Origin of the sequence: Arthrobacter sp. 3Tela_A (assembly GCF_049311025.1) — a bacterium.
In the GTDB taxonomy this organism is placed as follows: domain Bacteria; phylum Actinomycetota; class Actinomycetes; order Actinomycetales; family Micrococcaceae; genus Arthrobacter_B.
This window is the reverse complement of sequence record NZ_JAXIOM010000072.1, coordinates 1-18,116: the sequence shown is the minus strand read 5'-3', so window position 1 is coordinate 18,116 and position 18,116 is coordinate 1. Positions and strand designations below refer to the sequence as shown.

Sequence of the window (18,116 nt, the reverse complement as noted above, 5' to 3'; positions counted from 1 at the left end):
TCCCCAAGTTCACCCTCAAGCCGCCCGCCCCCGGCACCCCCGCTTCCGCTATTCATCCAGCGGACGCTGAGTTAGCATTCAGGAAACCACCAGCCAAATGCTAGAAACTAGGACACGTGACTAAATCTGCTCCTGAGGCCCGGCTTCTTGTTGTCGATGACGAACCCAACATCCGCGAGCTGCTGTCCACGTCGCTGCGCTTCGCAGGCTTCGACGTCGTTGCTGCCGGAAACGGCCGCGAAGCACTGGCAGCGGTTGATGAACACAGCCCGGACCTGGCTGTCCTGGACGTGATGCTGCCGGACATGGACGGCTTCACACTCACCCGCCGCCTGCGGGCTGCCGGACGCCACTTCCCCGTCGTGTTCCTCACCGCCCGGGACGATACCGAGGACAAAGTCACTGGACTCACCGTGGGTGGGGACGACTACGTCACCAAACCGTTCAGCCTCGACGAGGTCGTGGCCCGGATCCGCGCCGTCCTGCGCCGCACCCAGCCCCTGGATGACGACGACGCCGTGATCCGGGTTGAGGACCTCGAGCTCGACGACGACGCACACGAGGTGCGGCGCGGCGGAGTAACCATCGAACTGTCCCCCACCGAGTTCAAGCTGCTCCGTTATCTGATGCTTAATCCGAACCGGGTGCTGTCCAAGGCCCAGATCCTGGACCATGTGTGGGAGTACGACTTCAACGGCGACGCTTCGATCGTGGAGTCTTACATCTCTTATCTGCGCCGCAAGATTGACAGCAGTCCGGACGCGCCGGCCCTGATTCAGACCAAACGCGGTGTGGGTTACCTGCTGCGCACCACGGAGAAGCGCTAAGCCTTGCTCCGCCGATGGAAGTCCGCCTCGCTGCGTTCGCAGCTGGTGGTCATCATGGCCGTCCTGATGGTTGTCACGGTGACCATCACGGGCCTCGCCACCATCTACGTCCTGCGCCAGATCCTGATCAGCCGGCTCGATACCGACATCCAGGACAACGCCGGCGCGATTTCCCGCTATCTGGTCTCCGGCGGCCCCACCACGGATGCCTCCCTCTTCCGGTTCTACGGCCTCTACCTCAACGAGGACGGGACCCATGGCCCGGAAACCCACTCCGAGCCGGCCTTCGACACCCCTGTCATTGACGACCTCACCTCCGCTGACGTGGACGCGAAAGGGGGCCGCGGGTTCGACGTGCCCGGCACCGCGCCCGGCAGCAAAGGCTGGCGGGTGATGGTCTTCCACATCGCCAACTTCCCCGGCTCGATCGCCGTCGCCGTTCCGCTGGACTCCGTTGCCGAAACGGTGGACGAGGCGGCCTCACTGGTCTTTTCCGTGGGGCTGCTGGGGACTCTCGGTGCCACCGGGATCGCCTACTGGGCTGTCACCCGCCAGTTCCGGCCCCTGAGCCAGGTCGAGAAGACCGCAGCGGCTATTGCCGCGGGCGACCTCTCCCGCCGTGTGGAAGTGGGCAACCCTGCCACCGAGATCGGACGGCTGTCCCGGTCTCTCAACGCCATGCTGGCACACATTGAAACGGCTTTCGCGGCCCGGACAGCCTCAGAGCAGAAGATGCGCCGGTTCGTCCAGGATGCATCGCACGAACTGCGGACACCGCTGGTGACGATCCGCGGCTTCTCCGAGCTCTACCGGCAAGGCGCCCTGCAGAAACCGGAAGACGTCAGTGCCGCCATGGGGCGGATCGAGAGTGAAGCCAAGCGGATGGGCCAGCTCGTGGAGGACCTCCTCACGCTGGCACGTGTCGATGAACAGCGGCCGCTGGAATACGGGCCGGTGGACCTGATGATCCTGGGCAACGACGCCGCCCTGGACGCCAGGGCCAGTGCCCCCGACCGGGAAATCCGGGTGATCGGCCTGGACGGCAGCTCGCCCCGCAGCGCGCCGACCATGGGCGACGAGGCAAGGCTCCGGCAGGTGGTGGCGAATCTGATGACGAACGCCCTGCGCTACACTCCGGCCGGCAGCCCGATCGAGGTAGCCGTTGGCGTGGCACCGGTTATTCATGACCGCATGGACGCCGTCCTGGAAGTCCGGGACCACGGGCCCGGCATTTCCGAAGAGGACGCGGCACGGGTCTTTGAACGGTTCTACCGGGCTGATTCGTCCAGGTACCGCGAGACCGGCGGCACCGGCCTGGGACTGGCTATTGTGGCGGCACTGGTGGCCCAGCATGACGGCACGGTGCGTCTGACCGAGACCGAGGGGGGCGGCGCAACCATGTCCATCAGGCTGCCGTACATTCCCGCTGACGCGGCGGCAGAGCACGACACCGGCGAGGGCGAGGAAGAACAACCTCAGCAGCAGTAGGACGCGGCGCGCGTGCCTCCCCGTCCCTGCGCCGTGTTGCTCCCTCCACAGGAAGCCCTGTACGCCCGCTGAGAGCCCTGCGGTCCACCCTTCTGACCCGAGGCACTCCCCCGCTTCCGCCGGCGCCTAGCGTTCTCGTGCAGGACCGCATCAAGGCGGTCCCCGAGATCCGGAGGCAATCCATGGCAGGCTTTTTCGTTGACAGCGACATACTGGCAGCCAAGAGCGCAGAAGTGCGCGGAACCATCGACCGGCTGCAGGCCGAAATCAACACCATGCAGGCCGGACTCGTCTCACTCGGTGAGTCCTGGCACGGACAGGCCTCGGCGAACTTCCAGCTGCTCATCACCGATTGGCGGGCCACGCAGGCCCGGGTCGAAGAATCCCTGGCCAGCATTAACCAGGCACTGGCGTATGCCTCTGCCCAGTATGCGGATACGGAGGCAGCCAACACAGCTCTCTTTATGCGCTAGGAGGAAGGGCGGATCCTGCACGGCCGGAGCCGCGCAAACGGCATGGCCTCCCGTGCCCGGCGGCTCCTCCAGGCACAGCAGGAGCGCGGCACCCGAGGGTACCGCGCTCCTGTCTGGTAGCACTTAGCCGGCAGAACCGGCCGGGGGTGAGGGCTTAGAAGCCGCCCATTCCGCCCATGCCGCCCATGTCATCTCCGCCGCCCATTGCCGGTGCAGCCTTTTCGGGCTTGTCGGCAACGACTGCTTCGGTGGTGAGGAACAGGCCGGCAATGGAAGCCGCGTTCTGCAGTGCGGAACGGGTTACCTTGACCGGGTCGTTGACGCCGGCTGCCAGCAGGTCTTCGTATTCGCCGGTGGCAGCGTTCAGGCCGAAGCCTTCCGGCAGGCCGCGGACCTTGTCTGCAACAACGCCGGGCTCAAGGCCTGCGTTGAAGGCGATCTGCTTCAGCGGAGCGTCGATGGCAACCTTGACGATGTTGGCACCGGTAGCTTCGTCACCTTCGAGGACCAGGTTTGCGAATGCCTTCTGGCCAGCCTGGATCAGGGCGACGCCGCCACCGGCGACGATGCCTTCTTCGACGGCAGCCTTGGCGTTGCGCACGGCATCTTCGATGCGGTGCTTACGCTCCTTGAGCTCCACCTCGGTTGCCGCACCGGCCTTGATGACTGCGACGCCGCCGGCCAGCTTGGCCAGGCGCTCCTGCAGCTTCTCGCGGTCGTAATCGGAATCGGAGTTCTCGATTTCGGCGCGGATCTGGTTGACGCGGCCGGCGATCTCTTCGGGGTCGCCTGCGCCTTCCACGATCGTGGTCTCGTCCTTGGTGACAACAACCTTGCGGGCCTTGCCAAGCAGGTCCAGCGTGGCGTTTTCGAGCTTGAGGCCAACTTCTTCAGCGATGACCTGGCCGCCGGTGAGGATGGCGATGTCAGCCAGCTGGGCCTTGCGGCGGTCGCCGAAGCCCGGGGCCTTGACTGCTACGGACTTGAAGGTGCCGCGGATCTTGTTGACCACCAGGGTGGCCAGGGCTTCGCCCTCAACGTCTTCGGCGATGATCAGCAGCGGCTTGCCGGACTGCATGACCTTCTCGAGGACGGCAACCAAGTCCTTCACGGAGGAGATCTTGGAGTTCACGATGAGGATGTACGGATCTTCGAGGACCGTTTCCTGGCGCTCTGCGTCGGTGACGAAGTAGCCGGAGATGTAGCCCTTGTCGAAGCGCATGCCCTCGGTGAGCTCAAGCTCCAGGCCGAAGGTGTTGGACTCCTCAACGGTGATGACGCCTTCCTTGCCCACCTTGTCCAGGGCTTCGGCGATCAGGTCGCCGATCTGCTGGTCACCGGCGGAGATGGAAGCGGTAGCCGCGATCTGTTCCTTGGTCTCAATTTCCTTGGCGGAAGCGAGCAGCTCGGCCGTGACGGCGGCGACTGCCTTCTCGATGCCGCGCTTCAGGCCCAGCGGATCAGCGCCGGCAGCTACGTTGCGCAGGCCTTCCTTGACGAGGGCCTGGGCGAGGACGGTTGCCGTGGTGGTGCCGTCGCCTGCGACGTCATCGGTCTTCTTGGCAACTTCCTTGACCAGCTCAGCGCCGATCTTCTCGTACGGGTCGTCCAGCTCGATCTCCTTAGCGATGGAAACACCATCGTTGGTGATCGTGGGAGCGCCCCACTTCTTCTCGAGTACGACGTTGCGGCCACGCGGGCCGAGGGTGACCTTGACGGCGTCGGCGAGGGTGTTCAGGCCCCGCTCGAGGCCGCGGCGTGCCTCTTCGTCAAATGCAATGATCTTGGCCATAACGGCTATCGTCCTTCCGGAACAGTCATGCTTGGATGTTGCATTCCAGGCTGGAGTGCCCGCGACGGACGGGATCGGAAGCACGATCTCTTTACGCGCATCCCGGGTCCCTCACCCCAGTGGCTTGCTGGTTCACTCAACGCCGCTGACTTAGCAGTCAGTCCGCAAGAGTGCTAAGTCAATAATTAGCACTCCCAACCTTCGAGTGCAAGCAGTCACGGTCCGCTGTGACCGGGACCGTGCTCCGTTTCCTTAGCGCCCTGCAAAACCCCGGCGCTAAACAGCGCAGCTTCACCGCCGATACCCCTGCCCGGGCGTAGATTGGGAACTGCATGGCACGGCCATGCCCGGCACGAGCCGGCCACTTAAAGCTGAGGAGCAGGCTATGGCGCCCGACCAGCCACCGAACCGACCTTCTCCCCTGGACGGGGCGGAAGACCACGGTCAGTCCGCACCCCCGGCGCACGGCTCCAGCGCCGCTCCTCCGCCGTACGGCCGCCCGCCTGGCGAATACACCGACCGCATGGATGCTGGCGCGGACCCGGCAGCTCCCGCGCCTGAGCAGCAGCCCGGGTACTCCGAGGACACCTATTCGCAGCCCGGTTATTCCCAGGGCGGATACTCTCAGCCCGGCTACCAGCAGGGCGGATATCCGCAGCCCGGGTACCAGCAGGGCGCACAGTCGTATTACCAGCAGGGACCGCCGCCCGGCGCCTATCAGCAGGGATATCCGCAGGGGTACCCGCCGGGTTATCCGGCCCCTTACGGATGGGTCGAGCCGAAGTCCCGCCTCGCTGCCGGACTGCTTGGCATATTCCTTGGCGGGCTGGGCATCCACCGGTTCTATCTTGGGTACACGACGCTGGGAATCGTGCAGCTCCTGGTGACCCTCTTCACCTTCGGGGCCGGCGCCATCTGGGGCTTCGTGGAAGGAATCATGATCCTGGCCGGCGCGCAGTCCTTCCGGGTTGATGCCCGCGGGGTCCCGCTGCGCGAATAAGCACGCAGACGTAAATGAAGTGGCGGCGCGCGCGGCGCCCCCCCCCCCCCCCGCCCCACTTCGTTTATCCAGGTCTTCTTCCCAGCTGCGGGCTAGACCGTCCGGACGTCTTCGGCCTGCGGCCCCTTCTGTCCTTCACCAATCTCAAACTCGACCCGCTGGCCCTCTTCCAGTGTCCGGTAACCGGCGGACTGGATAGCTGACCAGTGGACAAAAACATCTGTCTGGGCTTCGTCAACGGTGATGAAGCCATAGCCTTTTTCCCCGTTGAACCATTTGACGATCCCCTGCGCCATACTCTTCTCTCCCCTTTTAGGTTCCGCCCCCGCGATGGTGTTCCACGGCAGCAGCCGGACGGGCGCTGCAGGTGTTTTGCCTGTTCAACCCGTACGGCTGGCCCTTACTTTAGCCATCGGCTGCGGCGTCACCCATGGGGTGGAGGGATAGTTATCGAGTCTTAACTAAAGTCTGCGTCAAACGGGTCCGGGCAGCCGTCTTACTGGAAGCCGGGACCTGCCACGACCGTAACCTGCGCGAACTCCGGGGACTCGGTGATGGTCGGGATGCCCAGGAGCGCGGAGAGCTCTTCGGCGTTCGCGCGCTGGGCTTCACCGTTGTAGAAAATGATCGAGGTCTGCAGCGGGGCACCTGCCCAGTTTGCAACCTGCGCCGTCGTCCATCCGTCCGCACCGATCCGGGCGGAAATTCCGGCACCCAGGCCGGAGACACCGCTGGCGTTGAGCACTACTACCGGCTGCGTCCGGTCCGCTTCCACGGCCTCCGGGGTCGGCTCTGGAGTCGGAGCCGGTGTCTCCGAGGGGGTGGGAGAGGCACTGGGACTGGGGGACTGCTCGGTTTCCGCTTCCGGAGCGGGCGTGCTCGATTCGGAGACCGCCGGGCTTGCGCTGCTGTCATCGCCGATTCCCAGGCGGGGAAGGACAAAGTAAGCGGCCAGGCCTACCAGGAGAGCAAGAACACCCACGGTAATGATCAGGCCCACTCCGTTGGAGCGCGCCGGAATAAGCCGTTCACGGTGGACGCCTTGGCGGGTCGAGGTCTCCGGGACCTTGTCGAACTCATCCCTGGGGTATTGGCTCATGGCTGCGTTGTCTGTCCTTGGTATTTGAGGGAAGTCCTACGCGTCCGTGCCCATGCGGCGGGCAGTACGCGCGCGCTGGCGTGTAGTACGCAGTCTACGCAGCCGCTTTACCAGCATGGGATCGTGTGCGAGTGCTTCCTCGGTGTCGATCAGGGCGTTAAGGACCTGGTAGTAGCTCGTGGCGGATAGGCCAAAAAGGTCGCGGATTGCCTGTTCCTTGGCGCCGGAGTATTTCCACCAGGAGCGTTCCAGTGCCAGCATCTGCTGGTCCCGGTCACTGAGGGGGCTCTGGGGATCGACCGCACCCTCGAGTGAAAACGCCGCGGCGTCGGCTGATCCTGCCAATCTTGGTCCCCGTTTCCCGGTGCGCCCGGACGCGGGCACGGTCCGGGCAAAGAGTCTGCTTCCAGATGCAATCGTAAACCGGAATAACATCATTGTCATTCGGACGGTTCCGGCCCCCGGCTGGGATCCCGGCCCGCAATACCGAACACTGGAGGTGTGCACATCAGTGATGAACCAGCCCTTTTCGACATCAGCGCGGGCGGCCTGAATCCCGGGCCACCTGTCCCCTTTACCTCCGGAAGTTCCCTGTACGAACTCATGACTCCGGACTGGGCCGATGCCCTGGCGCCCGAGACCGCGACGATCCACCGCATCGGCGATGAGCTTCAGCGCCGGATCAGCAGCGGGACGCAGGTGCTCCCGCCGCCCGCCAGCATCCTTCGCGCGTTCACCCTTCCGCTGAAGAAGGTCAAGGTCCTGATCATCGGCCAGGATCCGTACCCCACCCCGGGCCACGCCGTCGGCCTCAGCTTCTCCGTCGGGCCCTCAGTGCGCCCGCTGCCGCGCTCACTGGTCAACATTTACAAGGAGCTGCGCGACGACCTCGGGATAGAGCCGGCACCGCACGGTGACCTGAGCGCCTGGACGGACCAGGGTGTCCTGCTGCTCAACCGCGCACTGAGCGTCGATGCAGGGCAGGCAAACTCGCACCGGAACCTGGGTTGGGAAAGTGTCACGGACCTCGCGGTGCGCGCCCTGGCAGCCCGGCGGCAGCCGGACGGTTCACCCATGCCCCTCGTGGCGATCCTTTGGGGCCGGCAGGCGCAGGCACTTGCTCCTCTGCTGGACCGGGCACCGAGGATCGAATCAGCACACCCCAGTCCCCTCTCCGCTTCCCGCGGGTTCTTCGGTTCCCGCCCGTTCAGCCGGGCCAATGAGCTGCTGAAACAGCAGGACGCATCCCCGATTGACTGGAGACTGCCCGGGGTACGGTAGAACAACCACCCGTCCGAGGAGAACACCGCAATGCCTGATGCCCCCGCCACCCGTACGCCGGCACCTGCCCGGCGAGCCCGGCCGACGCACACCATGACAGTGCTGCGCCGTGAGCAGCTTTCACCCCATATGGTGCGCATTGTGGCAGGCGGTTCCGGCTTCGACACCTTTACGCCGAGCAGCAGCACGGACGCGTACTGCAAGATCTGGTTCGGCCGCGACGGCAGGCCGCTTGACGGCACCGTACCGCTGGAGGAACTGCGCGAGCAGACCCCGCGGGAGGACTGGCCGGTTTCACGGACCTACACCGTCCGCTGGGTCGACACAGCCCGCCGCGAACTGGCTATGGACTTCGTGGTTCACGGTGACGAGGGCCTGGCCGGCCCGTGGGCCAATTCGGCACAGCCCGGGGACGTCCTCACCTTTGGCGGCCCCGGCGGCGGATTCGCTCCCGATCCGGCCGCTGACTGGTATCTCTTCGCCGCCGATGAGTCGGCACTTCCGGCCACCGCCGCCGCCCTGGAAGTCCTGGCTGACGACGCCGTTGGCCACGCCTTCATCGAGGTCCAGGGGCCGCAGGACGAACTCCCGCTGAAGTTCCCCAAGGGCGTCGTCGTGACGTGGCTTTACCGGGGGGAAAACGAACCCGCCGGACGGCTGCTCGTTGCAGCCCTTGACGCACTCCCCTTCCATCCCGGCGAAGTCCAGGTTTTCGCCCACGGTGAGCGCGAGGCCATGAAGGGCCTGCGGGAAATATTCTTCACCCGGCATAAGCTTGAGCGCGCTGCTGTCTCGCTCTCCGGCTACTGGGCTGCCGGCCGGACCGAGGACGCTTTCCAGGCCGAGAAGCGCACCCCGATCGGCAAAATCCTCTAAACTCCGGGGGCCCGGAATCAGCGGCGGCGGTTGCGGCGGTCGTTCCCGTTCAGGTTCCGGGTCAGTGGCCGGGCGAGGTTGTCGCCGAAGACCACGCCCCCGGCGATCGCCAGGATGACCGTCAGCGCGTTGAACAGGCCGATTACCCCGCCGGAAATATCGTCAAGGCCAATACTCAGCCCGTACATCGAGCGGAAGATGCTCAATCCCGGGAAGAGGAACAGAATTGCCGGAACGGCAATCACCAGCTGGGGCGCTCCCATGCGCAGGGCCACGATTCGCGACGCCATGCCGATCACGATCGCGGCGATCGCCGGCGTAAGCCTGGGCCCGATTCCGGCGGCTTCTGCAGCCACGGACACCAGGAAACCGCCCACACCAATGATCACTGTGGGCAGCACCAGGTTGGCGGGCGACTGTTCCGTGATGCTGATGGTGGCCAGGGCAACGGCGAGCATCAGCAGGGTCACGGCAAAGGGATACGGGGAAGGCAGCACCTCTGTTACTTCCAGCCTCGGCATCCCCACCAGCGCGCCCACCACAAGTGCGACGGCGATTCCGGCCACTATCGCTCCGAAGGTCAGGAACGCGGAGAGGAAACGCCCTGCCGCAGTGACCGGGAAACCGTTGATCGCATCCTGCACCGCGGATACCAGCCGCCCGGTGGGCAGCATTAGCAGGATCCCGCCTGCCACCACGATTCCGGGCGCGATGTCCAGGTCAGCGGCACCAGTGGCGTCCAGCCACCAAAACAGCATGGCCAGGGCTGTCACCAGGAAGCCGCTGGCTGCCGTGGTAAAGAAGTCCGGAACGCGCCACCGGCCCAGCACCCGCTGGACCAGACTGACCAGGATAGTGCTGGCGAATCCCACGGCAGAACCCAGCGGGCTGCCGCCAATGAACGCGACGATGGCTGCCGCAAAAAGACCGGCTGAAACCATGACGGCCCAGCGCGGGAAAGGCTTGGGCTGATGCACAATTGCGTTGAGCTGCTGCGAAGCCTCGGCACGGGAGACATGCCCGTCCACAATGTCCGTCACCAGCCGGTGAACCAGAGCCAGCCCTGCGTAGTTGTTGGTCCAGGAACGGACCACCCGCATTACCGTGATGGGAGTCTGGTCCTTGGGCGAATAGTTGAGCAGGACAGACTGGTTGGTGATATCCACCTCAATGTTTTCCAGACCGTAAGCCGCCGTCACGGCAATCATCGCCGTTTCGACCTCCAGCGCACCGGCCCCGTAACGGAACATGGTTTCCGCCATCCCCAGCGCCAGGTCCAGTGTCTTGCGGGCACTGGCGTCAGGACCGCCCGAGCGGACCCGGGGGTTGGCGTACGGGCTGCCGGCCAGGCGTTCCACAATGGACATGGCCTGGGTGGGAGGGGTCTCCCCCTGCACCAGCCTGCGCAGCACCCGCCGCGCGGCAGCGGAGGATGAGTCAGCCCGCTGAGCCGCGGAGGGACTGTGCTGGCGTGGAGTCGTCTTCCGGGCGCGGGGCTTCCCCGAGCGCGGGACGGCGCTTCCCGGGCGCCCGGGTTTAGGCTCAGCTCCGGCAGACTTGCGGGCAGCCCCGCTCTTGGAGGCACCCCTGGGCATCCGCGGCACGGATGACGTGGCGGGCGGTGGCTTCGGTTTGGTGCTGCGCAGTCCGCCTGGTCCGGGAACGGCAGGCAGGGCGCTGGCCGGGGTCCGGACTGCGGACTGCTCCGTGTCCGAAGCAGCTCCACGTGTCCGTCGCTGTTCCTGCTGTTCCTGCTGTTCCTGCTTCCCGGGCACCTTGATGATGGGAATCAGTCCCGCCACCGGCTCAGGTGTGGGCGCAGGCCTGCGGCGGTCGTCGTCGTTATCCACGGTGTCCACCCCTGCTTCCCTCCTGGTGAATGCGGTTTAGTAGAACGGCTGGTGGTGGCGCCGCCAGTAGATCTGGCGGGTCACGCGTTCGCCGATGGTGTTCCAGATCCGGTAGCGCAGCGGGTCCAGCACGAGGTCCCAGCAGCCGGTGAAGTCCGTGACGGTCTTGGAGAAGCTCGTCTTGAACAGGCCCAGCCCGTGGTGCGGGTGTTCCTTGTTCTTCAGCTCGCTGCTGGGCGGAGTGCCGCAGAAATCGTATTCCTCGATTCCGTAGTCTTCCTTCAGCTCCGTCAGGGCGGTCCACTGCACCAGATGGGAATCGCCGTACTGCTTGCGGCGCGGCTTGGAGCCGCCGTCCTTGTAGGTGCCCTTTTTCCCGTACGCGATGACAAAGGCGCCCACGCTGGGTTCACCGTTTTCATCGAAGGCGAAGTAGAAGCGCCCCTGTCCGGCGGCCACGAAGTTGGACCAGAACCGGTGGTAGTACTCGTAGGAGCGCATCCGGGCATCGGAGCGGTCCTCAATGTGACTCATGAGCTTGTACATGGTCCGCATGTTTGCTTCGGTGGGCTCTACCCGGCGCACGTCGGCGCCTTCCCGGATGGCCCGGCGGACGGCGTTGCGGGCACGGGAGGAGATGTTCTTCAGGATCTGCTCGGTGTCCGGAGTGGTGTCCAGCAGCGCGGTGGAGTCGTTCGGCTGCAGGTTGAAGGTCTTGACGAATCCGGCGGAAGTGAACAGCTCCCGGATCTCGTCGCCGTCCACAATGTCCGGCTCAACCTTCAGCGCGAAGACTCGGCGGCGGGTTTCCCTGATGAACCGCGCCAGTGCGCGGGCCATCGCCGGCACGTCCTCCGGAGCAGCGGCGTCGGGCCCTTTGATCAGGTACCACAGGCTGCCCAGCAGCGGGACCTTCTTTTCGATGGCCAGGTTGTAGGAGGTGTATTCGGGGCAGCTGAAGACCAGGTAGATCGGATTCCAGCCGTGGTGTGACTTGACCTCCGCGTAGGCAGCTGACTGCAGTACGTTGCCGCCGTTCGGGTTGGACTGGACCAGCTTGTCCCACTCCGCAACCTCGTCAGCGGTGGCCAGGCGTGCACTAAAGTCTCGCAAAATTCCTCAACTAGTCCTCGTTGGTGGATCATTCTTCCGCCCCCGCTCGGAGCACCGGCTCCGGGCCGTTTCCAAGTCTATCCGCCGAGTGAACGGGCCCTGCACGGCCCCGGCCCGGCGCGCCGGGTGGCGCCAGCCACGCTGTGCGGGAATAGGCCGCGTTCCGCCGCCGTTGTGCGCAACAATAGATGCATACGCATATTTACGACGACGAAGGCGGCGGCAGTGGCACAGCACATTGAACTGGGACTGGACACGTTTGGGGACGTGACGGAGAACGGGGACGGCGCGAAGCTGCCCATGCCCGAGGTCATCCGCAACGTGGTGGCCGAAGCAGTGCTGGCAGATTCCGTGGGCCTGGACTTCATCGGCATCGGCGAACACCACCGGGACGACTTCGCGGTATCCTCACCCGAGACCGTACTGGCGGCCATTGCCGGCCAGACCAGCCGCATCCGCCTCGGCTCCGCCGTGACGGTGCTCTCCTCCGATGATCCGATCCGCGTCTTCGAGCGCTTCGCAACCCTGGATGCAGTGTCCAGCGGCCGGGCGGAGGTCATCCTGGGACGGGGCTCCTTCACCGAGTCCTTCCCGCTCTTCGGATTCGACCTCTCCGACTACGAGGTCCTCTTCGAGGAAAAGCTGGACCTGTTCACCAAACTGCTGCAGGAAAAACCCGTCTCCTGGGAAGGCAGCATCCGCCCGCCGCTGCGCAGCGTACAGGTCTACCCGCCCACGCAGGACGGCAGCATTCCCACCTGGATCGCCGTCGGCGGCACCCCGCAGTCCGTAGTGCGGGCCGCGCATTACGGTCTGCCGCTGATGCTGGCCATCATCGGCGGTGAACCGGCACGGTTCACCCCGTTCGTTTCCCTGTACAAGCGAGCCCTGAAGGAATTCGGCAAGCCCTCCCTGCCCATCGGCGCCCACTCCCCCGGCTACATTGCTGCCACGGATGAGCAGGCGCTTGACGAAGCCTGGCCGCACTACGCCCAGATGCAGAACCGCATTGGCCGCGAGCGCGGCTGGCCGCCGGTCTCCCGGGCCGAATACGAGGCCGGCGCCGGACCCGAGGGCGCTCTCTTTATCGGTTCCCCCGAAACCGTCGCGGACAAGATCATCCGGACCGCCCGGACCCTGGATCTGTCCCGCTTCGACCTGAAGTACAGCCTGGGCACCCTGCCGCACGAGAACCTGATGAAGTGCATCGAGCTCTACGGCACCGAGGTGGCTCCGGCCGTCCGCGCCGCCCTGGCGGCAGACGGAGAGCAGGACTAGGCATCAGCCGGGAGGAACCACCGTGTGCGTGGTTCCTCCCGCGCCAGCCCGGCGGCCCGCTCGATGTTGTTCCGGTCAGCGCCAGTGAGGCGCTGGTGCTCCTGGCGCATGTACTCCCGCCAGGTGGGAACGTCATAAACCTCCCGGAACTGGCTGGAGTCCGTCACCGAGTGCACCAGCTCCCAGGTCGTCGCCCCGGTGCGCAGCCGCGAGAGCTTCACTTCACGCATGGCTTCCACAAACTCCGAGGCCTCCTCCGGGTCCAGTTCGTACGCCACCTGAATGGTCACGGGACCCGCACCCGGATCCGGCTCAGACTCAACTTCCAGGCCCAGATCCGGTTCGGGGATACTGCGGTCCAACTGCCCGGTACCGGGCAGCAGCGGCAGCGGCACAACGCTGGCGGCAACCAGCACAAGCACGACGGCGGCACCGGCCAGCACCGGTGCGTAGCCGAACGCTGTGGCCAGCGAACCCCACAGCACCGACCCGAGCGCCTGCGTTCCGGTGAGGACCATCAGGTACACGGCAAGCCCGCGGGCCCTCACCCATTCCGGCAGCGTGAGCTGCATGGCACTGTTCAGCGTGGAGAGCGTGTTGATCCAGGCCATTCCGGCCAGGACCAGCAGGATTGCCAGCGGAACGGGAGGCAGGTAGCCGGCGGAAAACACTGCCGCGCCGAAGACGGCCGCGGAAGCCCCCAGCAGCACAGTGTCCTTGAACAGCCTGCGGGTCCGCACCAGCAGTGCCACTCCGAGGATGGCTCCGGCTCCCAGCGCCCCGAGCAGCAGGCCATAGCCTGAGGACCCCAGGCCCAGATGCCCGTTCACGGCAACGGGGAGCAGTGCGTAGAGGGCACTGGCCGGAACCAGGAACAGGATGCAGCGCAGGAGGATGCGGCGGATCCGCGGCGCTGCCCGGATGTAGCGCATCCCCGCCGCGAGCGCCTCGCCAAGGTGTTCACGGTCCTCGGGGCTCTGCGGTGCGCTGCGCCAGAGGAAGACCGCCAGAGCTGTCCCGAGGAAGGACAGGGCATTGAGCCCAAAGACGAAGGCCGGTCCGGCCACCGAGACCAGAACGCCGCCCAGGGCCGGTCCAACGGCCCGGGCAGCGTTGACGGCCACCGACCCGAGCGCTGACGCTGAGCGGATCTGTTCACGCGGCACCAGCGACGGCGTGACAGCCTGCCAGGCCGGAGAACTCAGGGCGACTCCGCAGCCAATCAGGAACGTGTAGAGCAGCAGGGAATCCGGACCCAGCAGCCCCAGGGCGGCAATCGCGGTGAGCAGGGCCCCGGCACCGGCGGCGAAAAGGTTGCTGCCCAGGATCAGCCGCCGCCGGTTAAAGGCATCGGCCAGGACGCCCGCGACCAGGCCAAGGAGCAGCGCCGGGGCCAGCGACGCCGACTGCACCAGGGAGACCAGGACCGGGCTCGCTCCGCTCTCGACGAGGTACCACTGGGCACCGACGGTCTGCATCCAGCTGCCGACGTTGGATCCGAGCTGCGCCAGCCACAGGATCAGGAACCACCGGTTTCGCAGGGGCGCCCAGGGAGATTCCATCGGATTCCTCCGTCGGTGACGGCGCTCCCTGCCGGGGGTTGGGTCCGCGGACCAGTGCGCCTCACTGGCAGGTTAGGTCCGCAAGACCGCGGAGTCCATAGCGCGCCTCCGCCAGGAGTATGCTGACACCGTGTCACCAAAACTGGCCCGCGCCCAAGAGCCGGGCCCGGAAAGGAAATCCCCAATGTACGTGGTAGTCAACACCCTGGAAATCACGCCTGATACTGCCGAAGCCTTCGAGAAGGCCTTCATTGACAGCATGGCGCACCTTGAAGGCGTTCCGGGGCTTGGCCGCAGCACGCTGATGCGGCCAGAGGGTGCTTCCAACACCTATCTCTCCACCATGGAGTTTGACTCCAAGGAGAGCTTTATGGCGTGGCTGAGGTCCGATTCCTTCAAGGCTTCCCACTCCGCTGACCAGGCTCCAGGCATGCAGGCACCCAATGCCGTAGCTTCCTACTCCGTCATCAAGGACACAGCCGCCTAGCCGGTCTCTTGCCGGCCCGCGCCGGGGCGCCGCCTTACCAGCCGTGCGCTCCGGCGAATCCCTTCCAAAGACGGCGGAAACGCTTCTCCGCTGCCCGCGCCCGCTCCTCCTCGACGGCGTGCAGCCGCCCGTAGGTGAAACCGCTGCCGCCCCGGCCGGGATGGGCACCGAGCCGGACCAGCAATTCCCGGGTGACCACACTGTCCTGATGCTCGCCGAGCGCCTTTTGGACAGTTTCCGCTGCTTCCACCATGTCGGTGGCACGTTTGCCCCCCACAGGCACGTAGGCCTCTGCCGCGTAGCGCAGACGTTTGGCATCCTTGCGGGCCTCGTGGAAGATCTCTGCCCGCTGCGCGTCGTCGGGCTCGTTCCTGGCCTCACGGACACGGCGGCGGAGCCGGTCCAGGTCACGGCGGATCAGCCGCCTGCCGACTTTACGCGCCGGCTTATCTGCCGGACCGGTGAGCTGCGGATCCTCCAGGAGCACCCCCAGTTCCTGCACCAGCGCCGAATAGCGGTCCGCGTCCAGTTCACGGTGGATCGCCTTGACCGCATCGTTGTAGCGGGCCGTCAGCTCCGCATCGATCCGCTCGGACACCGGGCCCCAGACCAGTTCATCCGGCTGGGCAGCCACCAGCTCCTGCATCCGGTGGCGCATCACCTGGGCGTCGCGGGCAGCACCCAGGAGCTGGGCCAGCCATTTGAGTTCAGCACGGATCCGCCCGGCAGGCTCCTCAGGGAGAAGCCTCCGGTAACTGGCCAGCACCGAGCGCAGCCGGCGGGTGCTGACCCGCATTTTATGGATGGCGTCGGATTCCCCGGCAAGCAGCCGCTTTTCCTGCCGCAGCATTTCCGCGTACTGCTCCGAAACGTAAGCCAGCAGCGCCTCTCCGGCCATGCCGCCTGGTCCTGCCACGGGAGCGGCTGGAAGGTCGGTCGCGGAAGCCATGGCTCAGTATAGGCAGGCGCGCCCCGCGCCGGGCAGACCCCCTGTACCCGGGGATGGGCACCGCCGTAGCATCAGCTGTACCGGCGCTGAGCCGGAACAGCCGCCCGAGCCCTTCTGGAGGCCTGGACCATGAACTCGATGCGCTACGTCAAGCTGGGCCGTTCAGGTGCCACCGTTTCCGCAATCGGGCTGGGCTGCCTGAGCTTTGGCGATCCGGCCCGGGGTACCCATTCCTGGACCCTGCGGGAGGATGAGTCCAAGGCCTGCATTCGGCGGGCTCTGGAACTGGGCATCAACTTCTTTGACACAGCCAACGTCTACTCCGCAGGTGACAGCGAGCGGCTCCTTGGAGTGGCCCTGCGGGAGTACGCGCGCCGGGAAGAAGTTGTCATAGCCACCAAGGTGCACGGCGAGATGGCACCCGGGCCCAATGGCTGGGGACTCTCCCGCAAGCACATTCTGTGGCAGGTCGAGGAGTCGCTGCGCCGGCTGGGCACCGATTACATTGACCTCCTGCAGATCCATCGCTGGGACAGCTCCACTCCGCTGGAAGAGACCCTCTCCACCCTTGACCAGCTGGTGCGGGACGGCAAGGTCCGTTACCTGGGGGCATCCACGACCTACGCCTGGCAGTTCGCCAAGGCGTTACAGCTGCAGCGGGCCCGCGGATGGGCGCCCTTCGTCACCATGCAGGACCACTACAACCTGATTTACCGCGAGGAGGAGCGGGAAATGTATCCGCTCTGCCTCGAAGAAGGCATCGGTGTGCTGGCCTACAGCCCCCTGGCCCGCGGCCGCCTTGCACGTCCCTGGCATGAGGAGAGCCTTCGGCGGGGGCACGATTCCCTGGCCGATGCCATGTACGGCGCCCATGAGGAAACGGACCGCCGGATCTCCGACGCATTGGGAACCGTCGCCCAGGCGCACGGTACTTCCCGGGCACGGACGGCCATCGCGTGGGTGCTGGACCACCCGGTGGTCACCGCCGCCCTGATCGGCGTCACCTCCATGGCACAGCTGGATGACGACGCCGCCGCCCTGGACCTGGAGCTCACGGCAGAGGACAACGCACTGCTCTCAGAGCACTACGTGCCGCACGGCGTCGTCGGTTTCTGAGCCCTGCTAGCCCTTCACCGCGCCGGCCACCAGACCGGAGGCGATGTAGCGCTGCAGAAACAGGAACAGCACCATGACCGGCACCGCTGCCAGTACCGCGCCGGCAGAGAACACACCCCAGGTGCGGGACTGGTTGTCCCCCACGAAGGAATAGAGCCCGACGGCGAGGGTCTGGGTGTCCGGATCATTGAGCACAATCGAGGCGATCATAAACTCCCCGGTGGTGGTGATGAAGGTCAGCAGGCCCACGATCGCCAGGATGGGGGTCACCAGGCGCAGGATGATGGTGAAGAAAATCTGGAAGTGCCCGGCACCGTCAATCCGCGCCGCTTCGTCCAGGGTTTTCGGCACCGTGTTAAAGAACCCGTACATCAGGTAGGTGTTCACACCGAGCGCTCCGCCCAGGTACACCATGATCAGGCCCAGCTGGCTGCCCAGGCCGAGCCAGGGAACAACGTCGGAGATCTCCGAGAGCAGCAGGAAGATTGCCACTACGCCCAGCATCTGCGGGAACATCTGCAGCAGCAGCAGGCTCAGCAGGCCCATGCGCCGGCCGGTGAAGCGCATCCGGGAGAAGCTGTAGGCGGCCAGGGCGCCCAGGAAGACTGTGGAGGCGCTGGTGACCAGGCCGATCACCAGCGTGTTCATGAACCAGCGTGCGAACGGCTTCTGCGGATCCGTGAACAGCGCCTGGAAGTTATCGAACCCGATGTCGCGGAACAGGCCGCTGGAGGCAACCAGCGTTCCGGTGGGGCTCAGCGCGGCGGAGAGGACGTAGGCCAGCGGCAGCAGGGCGAAGGCCGTCATGACCAGGCCCACCAGATGCCGCCAGCCGGTGTCCTTGAACCAGGCCCCGAAGCTGCGGCGCCGCGGGCGCCGGGGCCGGTGGCGTATACACAACTCCGCGCCCCCGCGCCGAGGCCTG

At 65.7% G+C, this 18,116-nt stretch carries 18 protein-coding genes; 9 read left to right on the top strand and 9 right to left on the bottom strand.

Annotated elements, in window-relative coordinates:
• Nucleotides 1-116: 116 nt before the first annotated feature.
• The 3 genes from TVC13_RS16310 to TVC13_RS16300 all read left to right on the top strand — a co-directional run bounded on the left by TVC13_RS16310 (nt 117) and on the right by TVC13_RS16300 (nt 2,788).
• A complete protein-coding gene (locus tag TVC13_RS16310) occupies nt 117-827 on the top strand; it encodes a response regulator transcription factor (RefSeq protein WP_091607814.1) in 711 nt (236 codons plus the stop codon).
• A gap of 3 nt (nt 828-830) precedes the next feature.
• Nucleotides 831-2,315 carry a sensor histidine kinase gene (locus tag TVC13_RS16305; RefSeq protein ID WP_422402198.1) on the top strand — a complete coding sequence of 495 codons (1,485 nt, stop codon included), beginning with the start codon at nt 831-833 and terminating at the stop codon, nt 2,313-2,315.
• A 182-nt stretch (nt 2,316-2,497) separates the two neighbouring features.
• Nucleotides 2,498-2,788 carry a WXG100 family type VII secretion target gene (locus tag TVC13_RS16300; RefSeq protein WP_422402197.1) on the top strand — a complete coding sequence of 97 codons (291 nt, stop codon included), beginning with the start codon at nt 2,498-2,500 and terminating at the stop codon, nt 2,786-2,788.
• Nucleotides 2,789-2,942: 154 nt separating this feature from the next.
• Here the strand turns inward: TVC13_RS16300 and groL are convergent, their stop codons facing one another.
• Nucleotides 2,943-4,580: a chaperonin GroEL gene (gene groL, locus TVC13_RS16295; protein ID WP_422402196.1), complete on the bottom strand. Its 1,638-nt coding sequence runs from the start codon at nt 4,578-4,580 to the stop codon at nt 2,943-2,945.
• Nucleotides 4,581-5,103: 523 nt separating this feature from the next.
• Between groL and TVC13_RS16290 the strand changes: the two genes are divergently transcribed.
• A complete protein-coding gene (locus tag TVC13_RS16290; RefSeq protein WP_422402195.1) occupies nt 5,104-5,580 on the top strand; it encodes an NINE protein in 477 nt (158 codons plus the stop codon).
• Nucleotides 5,581-5,672: 92 nt separating this feature from the next.
• On the opposite strand, the gene TVC13_RS16285 is transcribed toward TVC13_RS16290, so the two are convergent.
• From TVC13_RS16285 to TVC13_RS16275, 3 genes are all read right to left on the bottom strand, one after another.
• Complete coding sequence (locus TVC13_RS16285; protein WP_066301805.1) at nt 5,673-5,876, bottom strand: cold-shock protein; 204 nt, start codon at nt 5,874-5,876, stop codon at nt 5,673-5,675.
• A 200-nt stretch (nt 5,877-6,076) separates the two neighbouring features.
• Entirely contained in the window at nt 6,077-6,679 is a 603-nt protein-coding gene (locus tag TVC13_RS16280; RefSeq protein WP_422402194.1) for a LytR C-terminal domain-containing protein, read from the bottom strand.
• Between the two features lie 36 nt (nt 6,680-6,715).
• A complete protein-coding gene (locus TVC13_RS16275; protein ID WP_422402193.1) occupies nt 6,716-7,024 on the bottom strand; it encodes a DUF3263 domain-containing protein in 309 nt (102 codons plus the stop codon).
• Nucleotides 7,025-7,186: 162 nt separating this feature from the next.
• On the opposite strand from TVC13_RS16275, the gene TVC13_RS16270 reads away from it, so the two are divergent.
• On the top strand, nt 7,187-7,960 hold the full coding sequence (locus TVC13_RS16270) for a uracil-DNA glycosylase (protein WP_422402201.1): 774 nt from the start codon (nt 7,187-7,189) through the stop codon (nt 7,958-7,960).
• A 30-nt stretch (nt 7,961-7,990) separates the two neighbouring features.
• Nucleotides 7,991-8,836: a siderophore-interacting protein gene (locus TVC13_RS16265; protein ID WP_422402192.1), complete on the top strand. Its 846-nt coding sequence runs from the start codon at nt 7,991-7,993 to the stop codon at nt 8,834-8,836.
• A gap of 17 nt (nt 8,837-8,853) precedes the next feature.
• On the opposite strand, the gene TVC13_RS16260 is transcribed toward TVC13_RS16265, so the two are convergent.
• Nucleotides 8,854-10,431, bottom strand: a complete 1,578-nt coding sequence (locus tag TVC13_RS16260; RefSeq protein WP_422402200.1) for a threonine/serine ThrE exporter family protein — start codon at nt 10,429-10,431, stop codon at nt 8,854-8,856.
• 291 nt (nt 10,432-10,722) lie between these two features.
• A complete protein-coding gene (locus TVC13_RS16255; RefSeq protein ID WP_422402191.1) occupies nt 10,723-11,799 on the bottom strand; it encodes a lipid II:glycine glycyltransferase FemX in 1,077 nt (358 codons plus the stop codon).
• Nucleotides 11,800-12,024: 225 nt separating this feature from the next.
• On the opposite strand from TVC13_RS16255, the gene TVC13_RS16250 reads away from it, so the two are divergent.
• Nucleotides 12,025-13,077 carry an LLM class flavin-dependent oxidoreductase gene (locus TVC13_RS16250; RefSeq protein WP_422402190.1) on the top strand — a complete coding sequence of 351 codons (1,053 nt, stop codon included), beginning with the start codon at nt 12,025-12,027 and terminating at the stop codon, nt 13,075-13,077.
• Here TVC13_RS16250 and TVC13_RS16245 read toward each other — a convergent pair.
• Complete coding sequence (locus tag TVC13_RS16245) at nt 13,074-14,639, bottom strand: MFS transporter (protein WP_422402189.1); 1,566 nt, start codon at nt 14,637-14,639, stop codon at nt 13,074-13,076. The two genes, TVC13_RS16250 and TVC13_RS16245, sit on opposite strands and share 4 nt — an antisense overlap.
• Before the next feature lie 184 nt (nt 14,640-14,823).
• Here TVC13_RS16245 and TVC13_RS16240 point away from each other — a divergent pair, with 184 nt between their 5' ends.
• Entirely contained in the window at nt 14,824-15,126 is a 303-nt protein-coding gene (locus tag TVC13_RS16240; RefSeq protein ID WP_422402188.1) for an antibiotic biosynthesis monooxygenase family protein, read from the top strand.
• Between the two features lie 34 nt (nt 15,127-15,160).
• On the opposite strand, the gene TVC13_RS16235 is transcribed toward TVC13_RS16240, so the two are convergent.
• Nucleotides 15,161-16,075, bottom strand: coding sequence for a CHAD domain-containing protein (locus TVC13_RS16235; protein ID WP_422402187.1), 915 nt, complete (start codon nt 16,073-16,075; stop codon nt 15,161-15,163).
• A gap of 129 nt (nt 16,076-16,204) precedes the next feature.
• Between TVC13_RS16235 and TVC13_RS16230 the strand changes: the two genes are divergently transcribed.
• Nucleotides 16,205-17,191, top strand: a complete 987-nt coding sequence (locus tag TVC13_RS16230; RefSeq protein ID WP_422402186.1) for an aldo/keto reductase — start codon at nt 16,205-16,207, stop codon at nt 17,189-17,191.
• Between the two features lie 6 nt (nt 17,192-17,197).
• Here the strand turns inward: TVC13_RS16230 and TVC13_RS16225 are convergent, their stop codons facing one another.
• Nucleotides 17,198-18,091 carry a sugar ABC transporter permease gene (locus tag TVC13_RS16225; RefSeq protein ID WP_422402199.1) on the bottom strand — a complete coding sequence of 298 codons (894 nt, stop codon included), beginning with the start codon at nt 18,089-18,091 and terminating at the stop codon, nt 17,198-17,200.
• Nucleotides 18,092-18,116 lie beyond the last annotated feature (25 nt).

Bases quoted from the DNA above. Each gene is read 5' to 3' on its own strand.
- TVC13_RS16300 (WP_422402197.1), top strand. From the start codon at position 2,498: ATGGCAGGCTTTTTCGTTGACAGCGACATACTGGCAGCCAAGAGCGCA.
- groL (WP_422402196.1), bottom strand. From the start codon at position 4,580: ATGGCCAAGATCATTGCATTTGACGAAGAGGCACGCCGCGGCCTCGAG.
- TVC13_RS16290 (WP_422402195.1), top strand. From the start codon at position 5,104: ATGGATGCTGGCGCGGACCCGGCAGCTCCCGCGCCTGAGCAGCAGCCC.
- TVC13_RS16285 (WP_066301805.1), bottom strand. From the start codon at position 5,876: ATGGCGCAGGGGATCGTCAAATGGTTCAACGGGGAAAAAGGCTATGGC.
- TVC13_RS16280 (WP_422402194.1), bottom strand. From the start codon at position 6,679: ATGAGCCAATACCCCAGGGATGAGTTCGACAAGGTCCCGGAGACCTCG.
- TVC13_RS16265 (WP_422402192.1), top strand. From the start codon at position 7,991: ATGCCTGATGCCCCCGCCACCCGTACGCCGGCACCTGCCCGGCGAGCC.
- TVC13_RS16260 (WP_422402200.1), bottom strand. From the start codon at position 10,431: ATGCCCAGGGGTGCCTCCAAGAGCGGGGCTGCCCGCAAGTCTGCCGGA.
- TVC13_RS16245 (WP_422402189.1), bottom strand. From the start codon at position 14,639: ATGGAATCTCCCTGGGCGCCCCTGCGAAACCGGTGGTTCCTGATCCTG.
- TVC13_RS16240 (WP_422402188.1), top strand. From the start codon at position 14,824: ATGTACGTGGTAGTCAACACCCTGGAAATCACGCCTGATACTGCCGAA.
- TVC13_RS16235 (WP_422402187.1), bottom strand. From the start codon at position 16,075: ATGGCTTCCGCGACCGACCTTCCAGCCGCTCCCGTGGCAGGACCAGGC.
- TVC13_RS16230 (WP_422402186.1), top strand. From the start codon at position 16,205: ATGAACTCGATGCGCTACGTCAAGCTGGGCCGTTCAGGTGCCACCGTT.